Annotated in this window: 20 protein-coding genes; 12 read left to right on the top strand and 8 right to left on the bottom strand. The window is 62.6% G+C overall.

Annotation, left to right across the window (positions count from 1 at the left end):
- The first annotated feature begins 82 nt into the window (after window positions 1–82).
- Both JHX88_RS09920 and JHX88_RS09915 read left to right on the top strand, forming a co-directional pair.
- A complete protein-coding gene (locus tag JHX88_RS09920; protein WP_141225783.1) occupies window positions 83–961 on the top strand; it encodes an XdhC family protein in 879 nt (292 codons plus the stop codon).
- A complete protein-coding gene (locus tag JHX88_RS09915; protein ID WP_076524237.1) occupies window positions 958–1,515 on the top strand; it encodes a nucleotidyltransferase family protein in 558 nt (185 codons plus the stop codon). The genes JHX88_RS09920 and JHX88_RS09915 overlap by 4 nt, the downstream gene beginning before the upstream one ends.
- Before the next feature lie 72 nt (window positions 1,516–1,587).
- Here the strand turns inward: JHX88_RS09915 and JHX88_RS09910 are convergent, their stop codons facing one another.
- The 4 genes from JHX88_RS09910 to JHX88_RS09895 all read right to left on the bottom strand — a co-directional run bounded on the left by JHX88_RS09910 (window position 1,588) and on the right by JHX88_RS09895 (window position 5,849).
- Window positions 1,588–2,958 carry an aspartate aminotransferase family protein gene (locus JHX88_RS09910; RefSeq protein WP_076524239.1) on the bottom strand — a complete coding sequence of 457 codons (1,371 nt, stop codon included), beginning with the start codon at window positions 2,956–2,958 and terminating at the stop codon, window positions 1,588–1,590.
- Between the two features lie 13 nt (window positions 2,959–2,971).
- Window positions 2,972–4,432, bottom strand: a complete 1,461-nt coding sequence (locus tag JHX88_RS09905; RefSeq protein ID WP_084202953.1) for an NAD-dependent succinate-semialdehyde dehydrogenase — start codon at window positions 4,430–4,432, stop codon at window positions 2,972–2,974.
- Window positions 4,433–4,645: 213 nt separating this feature from the next.
- Window positions 4,646–5,254 carry a HupA family protein gene (locus tag JHX88_RS09900; protein ID WP_076524241.1) on the bottom strand — a complete coding sequence of 203 codons (609 nt, stop codon included), beginning with the start codon at window positions 5,252–5,254 and terminating at the stop codon, window positions 4,646–4,648.
- 112 nt (window positions 5,255–5,366) lie between these two features.
- Window positions 5,367–5,849: an Lrp/AsnC family transcriptional regulator gene (locus JHX88_RS09895; protein WP_076524243.1), complete on the bottom strand. Its 483-nt coding sequence runs from the start codon at window positions 5,847–5,849 to the stop codon at window positions 5,367–5,369.
- Window positions 5,850–5,921: 72 nt separating this feature from the next.
- Between JHX88_RS09895 and ehuR the strand changes: the two genes are divergently transcribed.
- The 10 genes from ehuR (at window position 5,922) to doeB (ending at window position 15,944) form a co-directional block, all read left to right on the top strand.
- Window positions 5,922–7,322 carry a MocR-like ectoine utilization transcription factor EhuR gene (gene ehuR / locus JHX88_RS09890; protein WP_076524245.1) on the top strand — a complete coding sequence of 467 codons (1,401 nt, stop codon included), beginning with the start codon at window positions 5,922–5,924 and terminating at the stop codon, window positions 7,320–7,322.
- A 161-nt stretch (window positions 7,323–7,483) separates the two neighbouring features.
- Window positions 7,484–8,629, top strand: coding sequence for a TRAP transporter substrate-binding protein (locus JHX88_RS09885; protein ID WP_084202955.1), 1,146 nt, complete (start codon window positions 7,484–7,486; stop codon window positions 8,627–8,629).
- Window positions 8,630–8,713: 84 nt separating this feature from the next.
- Complete coding sequence (locus tag JHX88_RS09880) at window positions 8,714–9,364, top strand: TRAP transporter small permease (RefSeq protein WP_084202957.1); 651 nt, start codon at window positions 8,714–8,716, stop codon at window positions 9,362–9,364.
- 3 nt (window positions 9,365–9,367) lie between these two features.
- Window positions 9,368–10,654 (top strand): TRAP transporter large permease, encoded by a 1,287-nt coding sequence (locus JHX88_RS09875; RefSeq protein WP_076524247.1) that lies wholly within the window; start codon window positions 9,368–9,370, stop codon window positions 10,652–10,654.
- A gap of 10 nt (window positions 10,655–10,664) precedes the next feature.
- On the top strand, window positions 10,665–11,108 hold the full coding sequence (locus tag JHX88_RS09870) for a universal stress protein (protein ID WP_076524249.1): 444 nt from the start codon (window positions 10,665–10,667) through the stop codon (window positions 11,106–11,108).
- An 18-nt stretch (window positions 11,109–11,126) separates the two neighbouring features.
- Complete coding sequence (locus tag JHX88_RS09865) at window positions 11,127–11,831, top strand: maleate cis-trans isomerase family protein (RefSeq protein WP_076524251.1); 705 nt, start codon at window positions 11,127–11,129, stop codon at window positions 11,829–11,831.
- A complete protein-coding gene (gene eutB, locus JHX88_RS09860; protein ID WP_076524253.1) occupies window positions 11,825–12,781 on the top strand; it encodes a hydroxyectoine utilization dehydratase EutB in 957 nt (318 codons plus the stop codon). The genes JHX88_RS09865 and eutB overlap by 7 nt, the downstream gene beginning before the upstream one ends.
- Window positions 12,778–13,746 (top strand): cyclodeaminase, encoded by a 969-nt coding sequence (locus JHX88_RS09855; RefSeq protein ID WP_076524255.1) that lies wholly within the window; start codon window positions 12,778–12,780, stop codon window positions 13,744–13,746. Before eutB ends, JHX88_RS09855 begins: the two co-directional genes overlap by 4 nt.
- Entirely contained in the window at window positions 13,747–14,943 is a 1,197-nt protein-coding gene (gene doeA, locus JHX88_RS09850; protein ID WP_076524257.1) for an ectoine hydrolase DoeA, read from the top strand. It begins immediately after the preceding gene.
- Entirely contained in the window at window positions 14,940–15,944 is a 1,005-nt protein-coding gene (gene doeB, locus JHX88_RS09845) for a N(2)-acetyl-L-2,4-diaminobutanoate deacetylase DoeB (protein WP_076524259.1), read from the top strand. The genes doeA and doeB overlap by 4 nt, the downstream gene beginning before the upstream one ends.
- 271 nt (window positions 15,945–16,215) lie before the next feature.
- On the opposite strand, the gene mbfA is transcribed toward doeB, so the two are convergent.
- The 4 genes from mbfA to JHX88_RS09825 all read right to left on the bottom strand — a co-directional run bounded on the left by mbfA (window position 16,216) and on the right by JHX88_RS09825 (window position 19,780).
- Complete coding sequence (gene mbfA / locus JHX88_RS09840) at window positions 16,216–17,190, bottom strand: iron exporter MbfA (RefSeq protein WP_076524261.1); 975 nt, start codon at window positions 17,188–17,190, stop codon at window positions 16,216–16,218.
- A 121-nt stretch (window positions 17,191–17,311) separates the two neighbouring features.
- Entirely contained in the window at window positions 17,312–17,824 is a 513-nt protein-coding gene (locus tag JHX88_RS09835) for a DUF2478 domain-containing protein (RefSeq protein ID WP_076524263.1), read from the bottom strand.
- Window positions 17,824–18,447 carry a response regulator gene (locus tag JHX88_RS09830; protein ID WP_076524265.1) on the bottom strand — a complete coding sequence of 208 codons (624 nt, stop codon included), beginning with the start codon at window positions 18,445–18,447 and terminating at the stop codon, window positions 17,824–17,826. The genes JHX88_RS09835 and JHX88_RS09830 overlap by 1 nt, the downstream gene beginning before the upstream one ends.
- 10 nt (window positions 18,448–18,457) lie before the next feature.
- Window positions 18,458–19,780 (bottom strand): histidine kinase, encoded by a 1,323-nt coding sequence (locus JHX88_RS09825; protein WP_076524267.1) that lies wholly within the window; start codon window positions 19,778–19,780, stop codon window positions 18,458–18,460.
- Between the last annotated feature and the right edge of the window lie 58 nt (window positions 19,781–19,838).

The raw sequence follows: 19,838 nt of genomic DNA, 5'->3' as shown, positions 1-19,838 counted from the left end.
GGCTGTATTGCGGTCAGGCCGCGCCCTTCCGGGCGGCGGCCTTTTCGCATTTGAAACGATCCCGGCTCTTGCAGGTGATGCCATGGCGATACATGTAGGCGTCATGAGAATGGGAACCCAGCCATATATGTCCGACATGATGATCGATCCGCTCGCCGCCCTTCATGCCCGTCCGGGTGGTGCCCTCGCGCTACTTGTCCGTGCGGAAGGCGGATTTCCGCGCCGTCCTGGCGCGGCGATGGCGCTTTGGCCCGATGGTGCTCGCGTGGGACGGCTTGGCGCGGGTTGCATCGATGCCGATATCGCCGCCCATCTGGACAGGCCCGGCCCGGTGACAAGGCTGATCTATGGCGCAGGCGGGCCGGTCGATCTGCCCCTGCCTTGCGGCGGCACGGTCGAGATCGCATTGCTGCATCGACCCGATCCGGTCTGGTTGCAGGAAATTTCCGATATTCACCGTGCTCGACGGCTTGCCCATTGGCGGATCGATCTCGAAACGGGCTGTGCCCGGCGAACCGATGCACTCGAAACCGGGTTGAATGGCGGTTTCTTCGGTTTGAAGATCAATCCCCGCTGTATCTTGCATATTCACGGTGAAGGGGATGAGGCGTCTGCCCTTGCCGCCATGGCCCGAGCCGTCGGACTCGATTGCCGGATCGGCGCCACCGCAAGCCGGGCCGATGCACAGACCGCGGTGGTCACCCTGTTTCACGACCATGACCGCGAGCTGCCGGCACTGCGCGCGGCGCTGGAGTCACCGGCCTTCTATATCGGTGCGCTGGGATCTCGTCGCGCTCAGATGGCACGTATCGCTGCCCTGCGCGAAGCGGGGTTCGGGGATGCCGAGCTTGCCCGGTTGCGCGGCCCGATCGGCGTCGTCGCCCCGGTGCGGGAACCGCGCCTGCTGGCCGCTTCGGTCCTGACCGAGATCCTTGCGGCATACGAGCAGGCATTCGGATGAACCGCACCGGCTTGCTGCTGGCGGCAGGCACGTCACGCCGCTTCGGGGTAGCAGACAAGTTGCTTGCTCCGCTTGATGGCCGCCCGCTTGTCGCACATGCGGCGCAAGCCATGCAGATGACCGCGCTGGATCGCCATATCGCGGTGATCGCAAATCCGGAATTGCGACCATATCTGGACGGTTTCGAAATCGTGGAAATACAGCCCGGGGCGCAGTCGGACAGCCTGCGCGCCGGGCTGCAAGCCGCGGGCGAAACCGACCGGCTGCTGATCGCACTGGCGGATATGCCACGGGTCACATCTGAACTGCTGGACATGGTGGTGGCCGCCGCAACGGATGACCGTCCGGCTGCTTGCCACGATCTTGGCCCACCGATGCCGCCCGCCTGCTTTCCGCGAGGATGGCTCATCCGCCTTGCGGAACTGACTGGAGATCAGGGGGCAGGGCGCCTCATCCGCGACCTTCCCGCAGAGGCACTGGTCAATGCTCGGGGCCTGCTCACCGATATAGATACCGTATCCGATCTGGCCAAAATGAAGAAGACGGCCAGATAGCCGCCTTCTTCTTCAGTCAAATATCCCGGGGAGTCGCCGGAACGGCGACGGGGCAGAGCCCCCTCGCCACGCTTAACCCAGGACTTCGGCAATCGAGTCCTTGGTGGCGGACACGATCTGGTCGGCCTCGGCGCGGGTCAGGCAAAGCGGTGGAGCAAAGCCCAGGATGTCGCCCTGCGGCATGGCTCGGGCGATGACGCCACGTTTCAGCATCGCCGCCACGACTTTTGCGCCTTTACCTTCGGAAGCGTCGAAGAACTGCCGCTTGTCCTTTTCCGCGACCAGTTCGACCGCGCAGAGCATACCTTCGCCGCGCACCTCGCCGACATTGGGATGATCGCCCACGGCTTCGCGCATGGTCTGCCAGAAGTGATTGCCGGTTTCGCCCGCGTTCTTCACCAGGCCCAGCTCGTCGATCAGCTTCAGATTGGCGATGCCCGCAGCCGCGCCGATGGGATGGGCGGAATAGGTCCAGCCATGACCGATCACGCCGTTCTCGTCGGTGCCTTGCACCAGCACATCCCACATCCGCTGCCCGACGATGCTGGCCGATAGCGGCGCATAGGCCGAGGTCAGCCCCTTGGCCGAGGTGATCAGATCCGGCTTCATCCCGTAGTGATCCGAGCCGAACATGGTGCCAAGGCGGCCAAAGCCCGTCACCACCTCGTCCGAGATCAGCAGGATGTCGTGACGGTCCAGCACCTTCTGGATCGCCTCCCAGTAACCGGCCGGGGGCGGAACGATGCCGCCGGTGCCCAGAACCGGCTCGCCGATGAAGGCGGCGATGGTGTCAGCACCCTCGCGAGCGATCAAATCTTCGAGCGACTGCACGCAATGGGCGGTGAAATCGGCCTCGGACATATTCAGGTCCGGGCGGCGATAGTAATAGGGCGCCTCGGTATGGATCACCTGTGCCAGCGGCAGATCGAATTTCTTGTGGAACAGTTCCAGCCCGGTCAGCGAGCCGGTCATCAGCCCGGACCCGTGATAGCCCCGCCAGCGCGAGATGATCTTCTTCTTCTCGGGACGGCCAAGAATATTGTTGTAATACCAGACCAGCTTGATGTTGGTCTCGTTCGCATCCGAGCCGCCAAGCCCGAAATAGACCCGGGCCATGCCCTTGGGCGCGCGGTCCATCACCATCTTGGCCAGCGTGATCGACGCCTCGGATCCATGACCTGCATAGGCGTGGTAATAGGAGAGCTCTCGCGCCTGATCTGCGATGGCCTCGGCGATCTCCTTGCGGCCATAGCCCACGTTCACGCAGTAGAGCCCAGCAAAGCCGTCCAGCAGCTTGTTGCCGTCGCGATCCTGGATGAAGACGCCTTCCCCCCCGGTCACGATCCGCTGCGCGGCCTCGCCACGGGCGAATTGCCCCAGATGGGTCGAGGGATGGAAAAAGCTCTCGCGGTCCCATTCGGCCAGTTTATCGTTTGTCAGCATGTTTTGGCTCCTTTCATCCCCAGTCACGGCAGATATACTTGATCTCGGTAAAGGCCTCGAGGCCTTGCCGGGCGCCTTCGCGGCCAATCCCGGATTGTTTCATTCCCCCGAAGGGTATCGGTGCGCCCGTCACCTTGGTGCGGTTCACGGCGACCATGCCGAATTGCAGCGCCCGCGTCATGCGGTAAATCCGGCGCGGATCGTGGCTGTGGACATAAGCGACCAACCCGTATTCGGTGGCGTTGGCGCGCGCGATCACCTCGTCCTCGTCCTCGAAGGGAGACAGGGCGGCGACCGGACCGAAGGTTTCCTCGGAAATGATCGCGGCCTCGTCTGTCACATCGGCCAAGACGGTGGGGCGGAAGAACAATGGGCCCAGATCCGCAGCCACCTCGCCGCCGGTCAGCAGGCGGGCACCCTTGGAAACCGCGTCCTCGACATGGGCGATCTGCTTGTCCACGGCGCGGTCGTGGATCAGCGGTCCGATATCGGGATCCTGCATGCCCCTGCCGATCGACAGCTTTTCGACGGCTGCGGCAAAGCGCTTGCAGAACTCGTCATAGATCGGCCGCTCGATATAGAAGCGGTTCGCGCCAAGGCAATCCTGCCCGGATGTGGCGAATTTCGCCTTGATGCCCTCGGCCACGGCGCGGTCCAGATCGGCGCCCTTGAAGACGATGAAGGGGGCATGACCGCCAAGTTCCAACACGAGCCGTTTCACCGTGTCGGCGGATTGGCGATAGAGCAGCCGCCCGATCTCGGTCGAGCCGGTAAAGGACAGGGCGCGGACACGGGCATCCGCCGTCCATTCGCCGACGATGCTGGCGGCATCGCCGATGATCGTGTTGATGACGCCATCGGGGAAACCGGCGCGCCGCGCCAGTTCCGCCAAAGCGAGCGCCGAGAGCGGCGTTTCCGCCGACGGGTGAATGACCACCGTGCAGCCCGCGCCAAGCGCGGCGGCGGCCTTGCGGGTGATCATCGCGCAGGGGAAATTCCACGGCGTGATCAGTGCGGCCACACCCACGGGTTCGCGCCACAGCTCCATCTCGGCATCGGGCAGATGGCTGGTGACGCCCTCGATATTCGGGCGCAGCGCCTCCTCGGCATAGAACTGCACGAAGCTGGCGGCATAGTCGATCTCGCCCCGCGCCTCGCTGATCGGCTTGCCCTGTTCGGCGACCATGATGCGGGAAAGATCCTCTTTCGCCTCCATGATCAGCCCATGCCAACGGTGCAGGATGTCGGCGCGGTTCTGGGGCAGCATCGCGGACCAGCCGGGGAAGGCGGCCTGTGCGGCATCGACGGCGGCGCGGGCGCCGGTTGCATCGCTGATCGCCACCTGAGCTACGAGTTCACCCGTTGCCGGATCGCGGACGGCCAACCGGCCATCGGCGACGAAATCTCCGCCACCGGGCAACAGACCGGAATCCGATATCCGGTCGGTCAATCGAGAAGACAGATCGTCGAGCATTGCGCACCTCCTTGCTTGACCAGAATATGGGGGGAGGCGGGCAGGCGATTTCACCAATCGGTAAGGGGCGGGCAGAGGAATTCTCTGTTTTCCTCATCGGAGGACGGTGTTTTTTTCTCTGATCCCCGGATCACAACGCAGCCTCACCGCAGAGGGGATGCGGCGAGGCTGCCGGAAAATCTGTTGCGGACGCAGCGATCGCGGTTGGCGAGCCTATTCTGTGCCGGAAATTGTAACCACGTAATCTTCGCCGTCCCAGTTCTTGCCGGCGGAAACGACGGTGAGCCCCTCTGCATCGCGGCCATAGAATACGCCGACTCCTCTGTTGCTGAATTTATGGGTTTTGCCGTTGAGGTCGAGATTGCCATTGACCGCGGCGTCAACCGCAATATCGCGAATGACCCCTTCCATCTTGATGGTTCCGCCAGAAGTTCGATTTCCGGGAGATGCCTTCAGATTGGTTACACGACCTGAAACGGTTCCCTTGCCGAAACTAGCGTTCATCGTTGCCTTGCCGACAATGGGAGGAGGCGCACCTTTCGGCGTCGATGCCGGGCGATACCCACCTGCACCCGAATAGGTGGCTTTGCCGCTGACCGGCATCTCTGCCGATGTGGTGACATTGTCATATGCGGTGGGATCATCCAATTCGTAGCGATCATTGAAATCCTCGATCTGACCGAGCAGACTATTATAGGATGGCGCCTTGGTTCCGCTCCCGCCGCCCGGTGCCGAGCCTCCTCCCGAAGAAGAGCCGCCGCCACAGGCCGTCAATGTGATCGCGCCCAATACGGCAACGCCCTTGAGAATATGACAATACATTCCTGTCTCCCTACTAAACTACTGGCCTCGGGGATGAGGCTGAAATTCATTCTATATTAGGCTTATTATCGCCTGTAAATTGAATATTGTATCCCAAATTAACGGCTGTGGATCAGGGCCGAAACAGCAATCCCATCGCCGGCGGCACATCCTTGACCGGCTTCGTGACGATATAGCTATAATAGCGCCGCACCCCGGCCCGGCTTTCCAGCAGCCCGTCCATCAATGTCTGGAACGCACCCACATCGCCGGTTACCACCTGCATCAGGTAGTCATATCCGCCCCCGATGGCCCAGCATCCGGTTATTTCGTCAATCCGCGCGACGGTGCGTTCGAATATCTGAAAACTTTCGGCACGATGGTTGTCCAGCTCGATGGTGACGAAGACCTGCACATGCGGCCCAAGGCCTGACAGGTCGATCTCGGCGCGGTAGCCTTGGATCAGCCCAGCCTTCTCGAGCCGCTTCATCCGCTCCCAGCATGGGGTCGGCGACAGGTTCACACGGCTGGCCAGATCCGTCTTGGCGATGCGCCCCTCGCGGGAGAGCGTCGCAAGAATGGCAATGTCACGATCGTCGAGGCGAAGCGGGGTCATGATCCGCTTGTTTCCCCGGTGCCGGGGAATGTCAATCTGGACAAGTGACCCCGGCTTGGGGAATCTGGGCCAATGTCGCATTGGCCACTCACCCGCGAGGATATCAGCCGTCCCGCCTATCGCAGCCTGGCCCAGGGGATCGCCGCGGCTATCGATTCCGGCAGCCTGTGTCCCGGTGACCGGCTGCCGCCGCATCGCGATCTTGCGTGGAGACTGGGGCTTTCGGTGCAGACAGTCAGCCGCGCCTACGAGGAATTGATCCGCGCCGACCTGATCTCGGGTGAGGTAGGACGGGGGAGTTTCGTCAAATCCGGACCGCGAGAGACGATCGAGGTGCCATGGTTCCGTGCCGCGACGGATCGCCCCCCGGTAGATTTATCCATGATGACGCCGGTACGCCTGCCGCGGATCGCCGAGGCATGGCGGGTCTCGATGCAACGCATCGCGGACCGTTTGCCCGATTCGGTCATCCATTCATTTCGTCCGCATCAGACCATGTCGCTCTATGGCGGCATGGCGGCCGGGTGGTTGGCGCGCTGTGGAATGGTGGTTCCGGCACAGCGGATTCTGATTACCAATGGGTGCACTCCGGCACAGATGGTCGCGCTGATGAGCGTCGCGCAGCCCGGCGATGAAATCGCCACGGAAAGCTCTACCTGCCATACTCTCAAGCCCGCACTTCGCCATCTTTATCTGCGTATGCGCGGGATCGCGGGAGACGAGCGTGGTATGCGCCCCGATGCGCTTGCCGCCGCGGCACGGGCGTCGGGGGGCAAGCTGAGAGCGGTGTTTCTTCTGCCGTCCGGGGCAGGGCCCTTTGCACGGATGATCGATCGCGAGCGGCGCGAGGAACTGGCCGCCACTGCGGTCGAGCAAGGGTTGGTCATCATCGAAAGCGATGTGCTGGGACCGATCGCCCCGCGCCGCCCGCCACCCGTATCCAGCTTTGCCCCCGAACGCAGTCTCTATTTCACCGGATTGTCGAAATGCCTGTCGCCGGGTCTGCGTCTCGGCTTTCTTGCCATGCCGGAATATTTGGCAGAACGCGTGCTGAACCGGCACCTGTCACTGTCATGGATGGCGACCCCGATGATCGCCGAGATCGCGGCTGACTGGATCGAAACCGGGGTGGCGGATGAATTGCTGGCCGCTCAACGGGTCGAGCTCGCATCCCGAAATCGCCTCGCGCAGCGGCTTTTGGGGGGGCGCAGCATGGGGTTTCCGCACGGCCTGCATCGCTGGCTGCCGCTGCCTCCCAGTACAGATGAGCACGGCTTGATTCGCGCGGCATTGGCTCAAGACGTCGCGTTGGCACCGGGATCGGGATTCGCCGTGACGGATTATGCTCCGGCCCTGCGTATCTGTCTGGGAGGTGCGAACAGCCGGGATCTCGAGCATGCCCTGAACGTGATTTCGGCGCTTCTGCCTGACTCAAACCGGTTTTTCTCGAATACGGGATCGGGAGAGGTTTGACACTCCCCCGGCAAATTGTCATGATTTAATATATGAATTGACTTGAAAACTTGTTGCGCAGAACTCTCGGGCTCAGCCAGATCGGGCAGAACGACCCGAATCCTGCATCCCGGAAGGCCGAGGACGCCCTGCGTCACAAGGCCCCACACACAGGAGGTAAAATGACCTATAAATCCATTACCGCTGCCAGCATCGCGGCTCTTCTCCTTGGCGCGAGCGGCGCGATGGCCGAGACTTGGCGCTATGCGTTCGAAGAGGCGCTGGAAGAGGTCCAGGGCAAGTTCGCCCAGAAATTCAAGGAAGAGGTTGAGGCCAATTCCGACCACGAGATCCAGCTTTTCCCCTTTGGCACATTGGGGGAATCCGCTGACACCATGGAACAGGCGCAATCAGGCATCCTGCAATTCGTCGACCAGTCGCCCGGTTTCACCGGCGCGCTGATCCCCGAAGCGCAGGTGTTCTTCGTGCCCTACCTGCTGCCCGCCGATCAGGATCAGTTGGTAGAGTTCTTCCGTACCTCCAAGACCATCAAGGAACTCTTCCCGCCGCTTTACGCCGATCAGGGGCTGGAACTGCTGACCATGTTCCCCGAGGGCGAGGTCATGATGACCACGACCGAGGCTGTCGAGACGCCCGAGGATCTGAACGAAGTGAAGTTCCGGGTCATGACCAATCCGCTTCTGGTTTCCAGCTACCAGGCATTCGGCGCGACGCCGACACCGCTGCCATGGGGCGAGGTCTATGGCGCGTTGCAGACGGGTATCATCCAGGGTCAGGAAAACCCGGCCTTCTTCATCGAATCCACGAAGATGTACGAGGTGACGGATCACATCACCCGCGCCGGCCATAATAACTTCACCACGGCGGTGATGGCCAACAAGGAGTTCTATGACGGCCTGCCCGACGAGGACAAGGAGGTCATCCAGAACGCCATCGACGCGGCTTTCGACTACATCGTCGAATACCAGACCGGGCTGACCGAAGAGTCGCTGGCGAAGATCATGGAAGCCAAGCCTGACATGACCATCACCGAACTGACCGAGGAACAGCGCGAACCGTTCAAGGCAACTGCCGAGGCGGTTGAGCAGGAGTTCCTCGAAGTCGGCGGAGATCAGGCGCAGGAGATCCTCGACCAGATGAAAGCCGACCTTGCGGCAGTTTCCGAAGGTGGTGGCGAAGCGGCCGAAGGCGAGGCTGCTACGGAAGACGGCTCGACCGCCGAAGGCGAAGCCGCTGCGGATGAAGCCGCGATGGAGACCGCGGATGAAGCCGAAGAGGCTGCCGAGGGTGAAGAAACCGGCAACTGAGTTTCGGCCGAGCTCATGATTTGCGAACTGGCCGGGATTCCGGCCAGTTTACCAGTGATTTTTTCGACATAAGAGGCAGCGGCCATGACGCTTGACGACAAGCACGCCCCCGAGCCTGATCCCGATGTTGTCGCAGCGGCCAAGGCCGCGTCCATCGATGACGACGATATCGATGATTCCAAATATGTATCGGGGTTGCCCGGCTTTCTGGGCGTGATCGATGTCGGAATCGCCCGGATCGAGGCGATCCTGCTGGCCGCAGGCGTTCTGCTGATGGCCATCAACACCATGGCCAATGTGGTTGGCCGGGTGGTTGGCCATACGCTGTATTTCTCGGAAGAGGTCAATCAGGCACTTATCATCCTGATCACCTTCGCGGGTATTTCCTATGCGGCGCGGCATGGACGGCATATTCGCATGTCGGCCTTTTTCGATGCGCTGCCATTTCCGCTTCGCAGGGCGATGATGGTATTGATTGCCGTGATCACAGCCGCGGCAATGTTCCTGCTGACTTGGTATTCCCTTGATTACGTGCTTTCGCAGGCCTCCCGTGGACGATTAATGCCGGCGCTGAACATTCCGCAATGGTGGATCATTGTCTGGGCGCCGATGGGCTTCTTCCTGACCGGGCTGCAATACACGCTGACCGCGATCAAGAATGTCATCGACAAGGATATCTGGCTGTCGACCAGCACATTGGAAGGCTATGACGATAGCCGCGAAGAGGAGATCTGAGCCATGGTCTGGGCTATATTCGGCACGATGATCGTCCTCTTGTTGCTGGGGTTCCCGATGATGATCCCGCTGATTGCCGGGTCACTGATCGGTTTCGTCGGCATTTTCGGAGGCTTTTCACAGCTCGATACCATGGTGCAGCAGATCATGGCCGGTATCCGACCGGCCAGCCTGATCGCTGTGCCGATGTTCATCTTCGCCGCCGATATCATGACGCGCGGACAATCCGCGGGTCGGTTGATCGATCTGGTGATGGCCTTTGTCGGCCATCTGAAAGGCGGGCTTGCGGTCGCCACGGCCGGTGCCTGCACGATGTTCGGGGCGGTCTCGGGCTCGACCCAGGCCACGGTGGTTGCCGTTGGCGGCCCGCTGCGTCCGCGAATGCAGAAGGCGGGGTACAATGACAGTTTCATCCTCGCGCTGATCGTGAACTCCTCGGATATCGCCTTCCTGATCCCGCCATCCATCGGCATGATCATCTATGGCGTCGTGTCCGGCACCTCGATCGCGGAGTTGTTCATCGCGGGGATCGGGCCGGGACTGCTGATCCTGCTGCTGTTCTCGATCTACTCCTATATCTACGCTGTCAGGAACAATGTTCCGACCGAGCCTAAATCGACCTGGGCCGAACGCGGACAGGCGATCAAGCGTGCCTTGTGGCCTCTCGGCTTCCCCGCCATCGTCATCGGCGGTATCTATGGCGGTATCTTCTCGCCGACAGAGGCGGCTGCGGCCTGTGTGCTTTACGCGCTGATCCTCGAAATGATCGTATTCCGGGAAATGGATCTGAGGACGCTTTATGCCACGGCGAAATCGACCGGGCTGATCACTGCCGTTGTGTTCATCCTTGTCGGTGCGGGCGCGGCCTTCTCTTATGTCATCAGCTTCGCCCAGATCCCGCAGCAGATCCTTGGCGCCATCGGCATTGACGAGATGGGGCAGTATGGTGTGCTTTTCACCATCTCTATCGCCTTTTTCGTCGGTTGCATGTTCGTCGATCCGATCGTGGTGATCCTGATCTTCGTGCCGATCTTTGCGCCGGTGGTGCAGGCGGTCGGACTGGACCCGGTTCTGGTCGGGACGATCATCACCCTGCAGGTCGCCATCGGCAGTGCGACGCCGCCATTCGGTTGCGACATCTTCACCGCTATCGCGGTCTTCAAGCGGCCCTATGTCGAGGTGGTGCGCGGCACGCCGCCCTTCATCTTCATGCTGCTGTCGGTCGCGGTGTTGCTGATCTTTTTCCCGCAGATAGCGCTGTTCCTGCGCGATCTGGCCTTTGGATATTGAGGAGGCCGCGATGTTTGAACGGATACTGGTTCCCTATGATGGCTCGACCGGGGCTGAAAGGGCGCTGGTCAAGGCGACTGAGTTGGCCAAGCTGTGCAATGCGCATCTGATCATCGTGACGGTCTATCGCCATCATTCGATGCTGGAGGCATCGCTTTCGATGGTGCGCGGCAGTTCCGAGCCGGGAAGCAACCTGGACGAGACGATGCGAAGCGCCGCGCGAGAGGCTGCCGATTTTGCCAAGAGCCATGCGAAGGATGCCGGGGTGGAGCATGTGAGCGCCTTCATCAAGGCCGGGCAACCCGCCCGGACCATCGTCGCCATGGCCCATGACAAGGGGTGCGATCTGATCGTGATCGGCTCTCGCGGCCTTGGCGCGACCGAGGGCTATCTGCTTGGCTCGGTCAGCCACAAGGTCACGGGCATCGCCGATTGCCCCGTCCTGGTCGTGTAAGGGAGGGCAGCATCCCATATGTGGCGCGACAAGCTGTCCCGGTTCGGGCTGATAGCCCTTGCCACCGATCTCACGATCGAAGGTGATGCCATAAGGTTGCTGCCCGAGGGCTGCCGCCTGCATGTGACGCGGATTGAGTTCGACAATCCCACCACCGCCGAAAATCTGCGCAAGACCGGCCCCCGCCTGCGGGCGGCGGCCGATATCCTGGTGCCCGGTGTCGAGTTGAAGGGCATCGGGTTCGCTTGCACCTCGGCCTCGGCGGTGTTGGGCCCCAAGGTGCAGGAGGCGATCGGGGATCGGGCGCCGGTGACGACTCCGGCAGGGGCGGCGTTGCGGAGTTTTGCCGCGCTTGGGGTCGAACGGGTCGCGCTGATGACGCCTTACATGCAAGAAGCGTCGGATCTGGTGGGGGATTATTTCGCGGCGCATGGGATGGATGTCGTATCCCGCCATGCGATGGGTTACGCCGATGACCGCGACATGGCCTTGTTGCCGCCTGAAGAGGTCATTCGTTTTGCACTGGATTCGGATCATTCCGATGCCGAAGCGTTGTTCATGTCCTGCACATCGCTTCCCGCCGTTTCCGTCATCGAGGAGATCGAGGCGGAACTGGGCAAGCCAGTTCTCAGCTCCAACCAGGTGCTGTTCTGGTCGATGCTCGATATTGCCAAGATCCCGGCCACGGGGCTGGGGCAACTTTTCAAGGTTCGTACATGGTAACAATGGATGATGTCGCTGCGGCGGCAGAACGGATCCGCGACATGGTCCGGGAAACGCCGATCAAACCGTCCGCCAGTCTGTCGAGGCAGGCGGGCGGACCGGTCTGGCTGAAATGCGAGCACAAGCAGGAAACCGGGGCGTTCAAGCTGCGCGGCGCCTCGAATGCCGTGGCGCGGTTGGGGGATGTGGCGGGCGTGACCACGGCCTCGACCGGGAATCACGGACGCGCACTGGCCCATGCGGCGAAGCAGCTGAAGATGCGGGCGGTGATCTGCGTCTCGCGCCTCGTGCCACAGAACAAGCTTGCGGCGATCGAAAGCCTTGGGGCCGAGGCGCGGGTGATCGGTGCCAGCCAGGACGAGGCTTTCGAGGAGGCGCATCGCCTGAAGCATGACGAGGGATTTGCGCTGATCCCGCCCTTTGATCATCCCGATGTGATCGCGGGGCAGGGGACGTTGGGCATGGAAATCCTGCGGCAGATTCCCGACGCGGCCACGCTGGCCGTGCCGCTGTCCGGCGGCGGATTGCTGGCCGGGGTTGCTCTGGCCGCGAAATCGCTGAATCCCGGGATCCGCATCGTCGGGATCAGCATGGAGAAAGGCGCCGCAATGGCGGCCAGCCTTGAAGCCGGGCACCCGGTCGAGGTCGAGGAGGTCGAAACCCTCGCCGACAGTCTTGGTGGCGGGATCGGTCTGCAGAACCAGCTTACTTTCCCGATGGTTCGCGATCTGATGGATGAATTGATCCTGCTGACCGAAGAGGAAATCGCCGCGGGCATCCTCCACCTCGCCGTCGAGGATGGCGAGACCGTCGAAGGGGCAGCCGCCGTCGGCGCGGGGGCGGTGCTTGCGGGTAAGTTGCACGCCGGGGATGGTCCCTTGGTGCTGATCCTGTCGGGCGGGAATATTGACCCGGCCCGGCATGCCGAAATTGTTGAAGGTGTTTCATGAGCGATATTCTGATCTTGTCAGAAGACCAATTGCGCGAATGCGTTGATCTGGATCTGGCCGCGATTGAGGTGGTCGAGAACGCGTTCGCCACCTTGGCCGATGGTGGCGTCGTCATGCCGCCGGTGCTGTCCATGCATATGCCGGATGTGAATGGCGAGCTGGACGTGAAAACTGCCTATGTGCCGGGACTGCCGGGTTTTGCGGTCAAGCTGTCTCCGGGATTTTTCGACAACCCGTCCAAGGGGCTGCCATCGACATCCGGATTGATGGTGCTGCTGTCCTCGGAGACCGGCCGGGTCAGTGCGGTGCTGCTGGATAACGGTTACCTGACCGATCTGCGCACGGCTGCCGCGGGCGGTGTGGCGGCCCGGAATCTGGCGCGCGAAGATGCGCGCAGGGCGGCGATCTTTGGTGCGGGCTTGCAAGCGCGGATGCAGTTGCGGTCGCTCGCGCTGGTGCGGCCCATAGAAGAGGCGGTGATCTGGGCGCGTGACAACGCCAAGGCGCAGGCCATGGCCGAGGAAATGACCGCCGCGGGCATCAGCTGCAAGGCCTCGGCCGATCCGGCGGAAGCAGCCGCATTCGCCGATGTCATCGTCACCACCACCCCTGCCAGCAAGCCGATCCTGCAAGCCGATTGGCTGTGCCCCGGCCAGCATGTCACCGCGATGGGCAGCGACCAGGCCGGCAAGAACGAGTTGGACCCGCATTGCCTAGACCGCGCCGATCTTTATGTCGCGGACCGGGTTAGCCAGACCCGGCTGATGGGAGAGCTGCGGGCGGCGCTGGAAACCGGCGTGTTGACCGATGCGGATGACATTCCTGAACTCGGAAATATCATCACTGGCCGTCATCCGGGCCGCACGGGCCCCGAGCAGATCACCATCGCCGATTTGACCGGAACCGGTGTACAGGACACCGCGATTGCTACCCACGCGCTTGCCGCGTTTTCGAAAGACCAGTAAATGCCTGAATTGCAAAGGACCCCCGAGCGCTTCTCGACCGAGGAATACGAAGAGCGCCTGAAAAAGACACGCTCCAGCATGGCCAAGCTGGGCCTCGATCTGCTGATCGTTTCCGACCCGTCCAACATGGCCTGGCTGACCGGCTATGATGGCTGGTCCTTCTATGTCCATCAATGCGTGATCGTCGGCCCCGATGGTCCGCCGATCTGGTTCGGCCGCGGGCAGGACGCCAATGGTGCATTGCGGACCGTCTGGATGGGCGAGGAGCACATCATCGGCTATCCCGATTTCTACGTGCAGTCGGTCGAGCGTCACCCGATGGACTACCTCTGGGCGCAGCTTGCGGATCGTAACTGGCACCGTGGTTTCATCGGCGTCGAGATGGACAATTACTGGTATTCCGCCAAGGCGCATGAGCGGCTGGTCTATGGCCTGCCCGAAGCCCAGATCCTCGATGCCACCGGCCTCGTGAACTGGCAGCGCGCCGTCAAGACGCCGAAGGAATTGGCCTATATGCGCAAGGCCGCCCGTATCGTCGAGCGGATGCATCGCCGCATCGCCGACAAGGTCGAGGTGGGCATGCGCAAATGCGACCTGGTGGCCGAGATCTATGATGCGGGCCTGCGTTATGACGAATGGTCCAGCCATGGCGGCGATTATCCTGCCATCGTGCCGCTTCTGCCCTCGGGGCCGGATGCCGCCGCGCCGCATCTGACCTGGGACGATCAGCCGATGAAGGATAACGAGGGCACTTTCTTCGAGATTGCCGGTTGTTATCAGCGCTACCATGTACCGCTCTCACGGACGATTTTCCTGGGCAAGCCTCCGCAAGAGATCCTCGATGCCGAGAAAGCGATTCTTGAAGGAATGGAAGCCGGGCTTCACGCTGCCCGCGCGGGCAATGCCTGCGAGGATATCGCAGCGGCCTTCTTTACCGTCCTGGATCGATACGGCATCGAGAAGGACAACCGCACCGGCTATCCCATCGGGCTGTCCTATCCGCCCGATTGGGGCGAGCGCACCATGTCGCTGCGCCGTGGCGACCGGACCGAGCTGAAGCCCGGCATGACCTTCCATTTCATGACCGGTTTGTGGATGGAGGATTGGGGTTACGAGACGACCGAATCCATCGTCATCACCGAGCGCGAGCCGGAACTGCTGTGTAACATTCCCCGCCGGATGCTGGTGAAGTCATGAGCGCGAATCCGATTCAGCCGACGATCCCGTTGGACGGGCAGGGCAAGCAGCATGGTTTCCTGCGCTTGCCCTATTCGCGCAATGATAGCGCATGGGGCAGCGTGATGATCCCGATCACGGTGATTGCCAATGGCGAGGGGCCGGTGGCGCTTTTGACTGGCGGCAATCACGGCGATGAATACGAGGGCCCGATTGCGCTGCAGCAACTGGCATGGGAGATCGATCCGGCCGATGTGACTGGCCGGATCATCATCGTACCCTACATGAATTATCCGGCTTTCCGGGCGGGTGCACGGGTCAGCCCGATCGATCAGGTGAACCTGAACCGCGCTTTTCCGGGGCGGCCCGACGGCACCGTCAGCCAGAAGATCGCCAATTATTTCAATGATGTTCTGGTGCCGATGGCCGATGTCGTGCTCGATTACCACTCGGGCGGCAAGACGCTGGACTTCCTGCCCTATGCGGCGGCGCACTATCTTGACGACAAGCGGCAGCAGGCGGCCTGCGTGGAAGCGGTCAAGGCATTCGGCGCGCCCTACAGCATGATGATGCTGGAAATCGACAGCGTCGGCATGTTCGACACCGCCGTCGAAAGCCAGGGCAAGGTTTTCGTGACGACCGAGCTGGGCGGCGGCGGCACGGCCAGCGCCCGCTCTGCCGAGATCGCCATCCGGGGGGCGAAGAACGTCCTGCGGCATTCGGGCATCCTGGCGGGAGAGGTCGAACCCGCGGAAGGCGCGCAGATGCTGGACATGCCAGGCGGCGATTGTTTCCATTTCGCCAGCCGGGACGGGTTGCTGCATCCGCTGGCCGATCTGGGCGATCAGGTAAAGGCGGGCCAGCCGATCGCTCGGATCTGGCCGCCAGACCGCACCGGCATTGAGCCCGTCGACCTGCTCGCTAACCGCGACGGCGTGATCGCCGCCCGGCATTTCCCGGGGCTGGTCCAGAGCGGCGATTGTCTTGCGGTGATCGCGGCTTTCCATACCGGGGATGCATAACCAAGCCGAAGCAATATAATCGGGTGAGACCGGCCAGCGGCCCGGTCCACCCATTGCCGGGTCGGTCAGCTGGCGGTGCTCGCACTCGGTCTCGCACTCGGTCCAGAGCGTGTCGCGCTGAAACGGTAACGCCGGGCATTTGCGTCCCGCGATGGCCGGGGCTCTGCCCGTCGCCGGCAGGTCTCTCGAACCAGTGGCGAACCATCCTGCAACCCCGGGATATTTGCATGAAGAAGAAGCGGCGCTCGAATCCGGTCCGGCGCAACACGCTTTATCCGGAACCGATCAGCACCCCGGTGGCAAAGACCAGCCCGCCGCCAACGACCACTTGCAGGGCAGCCCTCCAGAAAGGCGTCTGCATCCAGCGGTTCTGAATCCAGGCGATTGCCCATAATTCGATGAAGACGACGATGCAGGCGATGATCGTGGCCGTCCAGAAATGCGGGATCAGATAGGGTAATGCGTGGCCGAGCCCACCAATCGCCGTCATCACCCCCGAGGAAAACCCGCGCTTGAAAGGCGACCCGCGCCCCGACACGATACCATCGTCCGAGGCCGCCTCGGTAAAGCCCATGCTGATTCCGGCGCCGAGGCTGGCGGCCAGCCCGACCAGGAAGGTGGTTCCCGTATCCTGCGTGGCAAAGGCGGTGGCGAAGATCGGCGCCAGTGTCGAAACGCTGCCATCCATCAGTCCGGCAAGGCCCGGCTGAACCCAGGTCAGCACGAAATTGCGATGCGAAATCGCGTCTTCCTCTTCCCGCGCCTCGGGCGTCAGATGCTCGTCGCTCAACTCTCCGGCGCGTTCCTCGTGTCCGCGTTCGGCGGCGGCCAGATCGCCCAGTAATTTGCGCGTTGCGGCGTCGCTGCTGGCCTGGGCCGCCCGGGTATAGAACTCCGCCGCGTCATGCTCCATCGTCGCGGCCTCGGCGCGGATCGCGTCCAGCGACAGGTTCTGCATCATCCATGCTGGCCGGCGGCTGTAGTAGCCGGCCACATGCTCGCGCCGGATCACCGGGATCGCCTCGCCGAAACGCGACCTGTAGGCCTCGATCAATTGCCGCCGATGTTCGTCCTCTTCGTCTCCGACCCCGTCGAATACTGCCGCCGTCGCCGGGTAATCGGCGCGCAGGAATTCGGCCCAGTTGCGATAGATCCGCGCGTCATCCTCTTCCGAGGCGATGGCCAGCGCCAGCACCTCGCGTTCGCTCAGATCGGAAAAACGCTTGCGATTATTCAACATCCGCATGGGCTTCTTCTTTATCCAAAATACCTTCTGGGGTAAGGCCGCTCGCGGCCGAGGGGGCGGACAGGCTTCATGCCATGACGGGAGCAGGCGCGCCATCCAGCAATTCGCGCGTTCGAATCTGTCACCTTGCGCCTGCCAATTGTCTCCGGCACCAACTGGCGAGGGCATCGGGATCGACCCCCTCGGCAAGATCGCCGCTGAACTCCGCGAATGCCGGACGCTGTTCGCGCGAGACATGCAGCAGCACCGGCACACCATCCAGGATTGCCTGCCCGATCACGCTGCAAAAGCCACGCCCGACGGCCTCCTGCTTGCCAAATTTGGGCAGGATCAGCAATTCGGCCCCCGCGAGCCTTGCCTCCACCCGGGCCGCCGCTGTTTCCAGCGCGCCCGGATCCAACCGGCAGCCGGCAGAGCCCGAGCCGAGCGATTGCGAAATGCGGATCGGGCGATCCTCCTCGCCGATCACCTGGATATCCATGTCGCAGGCGCAATCCGGCCCCCGGTCGCGATTGACCTGCACCGCGCCCGCCAATCGCAATCCCTCGCCGGACAGCTCCCTGACCAGCGCTTGCAGCCGCCGGTCGGCCGCGCCCGGCGGCGCGCCTTCCGGCAATTGGAACCAACCCAGCATCACACCCCGCTTTCCAGGGCGAATTTCATCAACCCGTTGATGCCGTCCACGCCCAGCTTCTTCTTCAGCGAAGACGAGGTATTCGCGGCGGTCTTGTAGCTGACGTCCAGCTCGTCCGCGATGGCCTGCAGGCTGAGGCCGCGCCCGATCAGCGTGAGCACCTGCCTTTCGCGGTCCGACAATGAGCCAAGCGGATCGGCAGAGGCCCCGGCACGCAGGGTTGCCAGCGCCACTGCCTGCTTGGCCGACAGGTAGAATTCACCGGCTTCCAGGCTGCGCACCGCCTCGCGGAAATCGGCGGGAGGCGCGTTTTTCGACAGGAAACCCTGCGCTCCGGCCTGTAAGGCTCTTGCCGCAAAGCCGGTCTGATCGTTCATCGAGAAGATCAGGATTTGCGCTCCGGGTGCGGCCTCACGCAGTGGTTCCACCAGGTCCAGCCCGCTGGTTCCGGGCAAGCTGATATCCAGCACGATCAGGCCCGGAGCCGGACCATTCGCCAGCTGGGTCAATGCGTCCTCGCCCGACATCGCCTGTCCAACCGGATCATAACCCATCTCGCGCAGCAATCGGCTGGCGCCCAGATGGGTGATGGGGTGGTCGTCTATGACCAGCGCGCTTTTCATTCCTTTGGCCTCATCCGGTCTGTGTCCGTGGCAAGCGTGCCTCGATCGTGGTTCCGCTTTCTGTCGATGACAAGGCCAACATGCCGCCCAACAGGGTGATCCGCTCGCGCATGCCGGTGAGCCCGGTGCCCTCGCGGCTGTCGCGACCGAAACCCTTGCCATCATCGGACAGGATCATGCGCCAATGCGCCGGATCGGTCCAGAGGCGGATCGTCACGGATTGCGCATCGGCGTGGCGCAGCGCATTGGTCGTGCCTTCCTGCAGGACGCGGAACAGGGTCAGCGCGGTTGCCTCGTCCGGTTCGGGCAGTCCCGCCGCGATATCGAGATTGACCCGGATATCCGGAAAGCGCCGTCCCAGATCGTCGACGTAATCGGACAGGACCGATGGCAACGGCAATTGCCCCACGGCGGCGGGGCGCAGATCCTCCAGAAGCGAACGGTTCACGCGCGCGATCTCTTCGGCGATGGCGGAGATTGCATCGGCATGTTCGGCGATTGCGGGATTCGGGGCAGCCTCGCGTAACGCATCCGCCTCGACCCGCAGGCCGAAGAGACAGGGCCCCATTTCGTCGTGAAGATCGCGGGCGATGGCCTTGCGCTCTTCGTCGCCGCGATTGACCACCCGGCGCTGCAACCGCCTGCGATCGGCCTGCGCTTGTTCAAGCGCCGAGGCCAGCCGGTCTACCCCCGTCGCCAGTGGCGCGAGGTCGGGCTGTGACAGGCTACCGACCCGCGCCGTCAGGTCGTCATGGGTCAGATCCTCCAGTCGCGCCGCGATGCTGTCTACCGGGCGCAGCGCGTGCCGGGTCGCGATCAGGATCAGCAATGCCTGCGCCGCCGCTGCAATTGCCGCTAGGCCGAGGGTTGTGCGGATGTTCCGCCATGCACTGGCGATTCCGGCTGCGGGATCGGTGGCGATATGGACGAAGCCGCGCAACCGCCCTCCGGCGGTAACCGGAACCCGGGTTTCTTGCGGTTCGGGTGCGACCATGGCCGCGAACCAGCCAGGGGCGACGCTGGCCGGTTCGGGATCGGTTTCGGATTCGCGGATGACGCCTTGCCGCGGATCGAGGATCATGATCCTGGTATGACGTGGCGGCACCAGCCGTTCGGGCAGCGCGGTCATCAGCTCGTCGGGTGGCACGGCGCTTTGCATCGTGCCGATGGTGGCCAGTACCAGCGAGCGGGCGGTTTGCGCGCCAAGCCGGGTTTCCAGCGCGATCTCTCCGCGAAGGCTGTTCAGGCTGGCCGCCGCCAATGCCGCGAAGAGCATTGCCTGGACGGCAAAGATCACCAAAAGGATGCGCGTGGTCAGGGACAGGCGGTTCATGGCCTGCAGATTGACGCAAGCAGGGGAAGAGGTCCATGGCAAAGGGGGCGCTGCCCCC

It is taken from the genome of Paracoccus saliphilus, from assembly GCF_028553805.1.
In the GTDB taxonomy this organism is placed as follows: domain Bacteria; phylum Pseudomonadota; class Alphaproteobacteria; order Rhodobacterales; family Rhodobacteraceae; genus Paracoccus; species Paracoccus saliphilus.
Note: the sequence above shows the minus strand (reverse complement) of the source record. Positions and strands in the feature narration are given on the sequence as shown.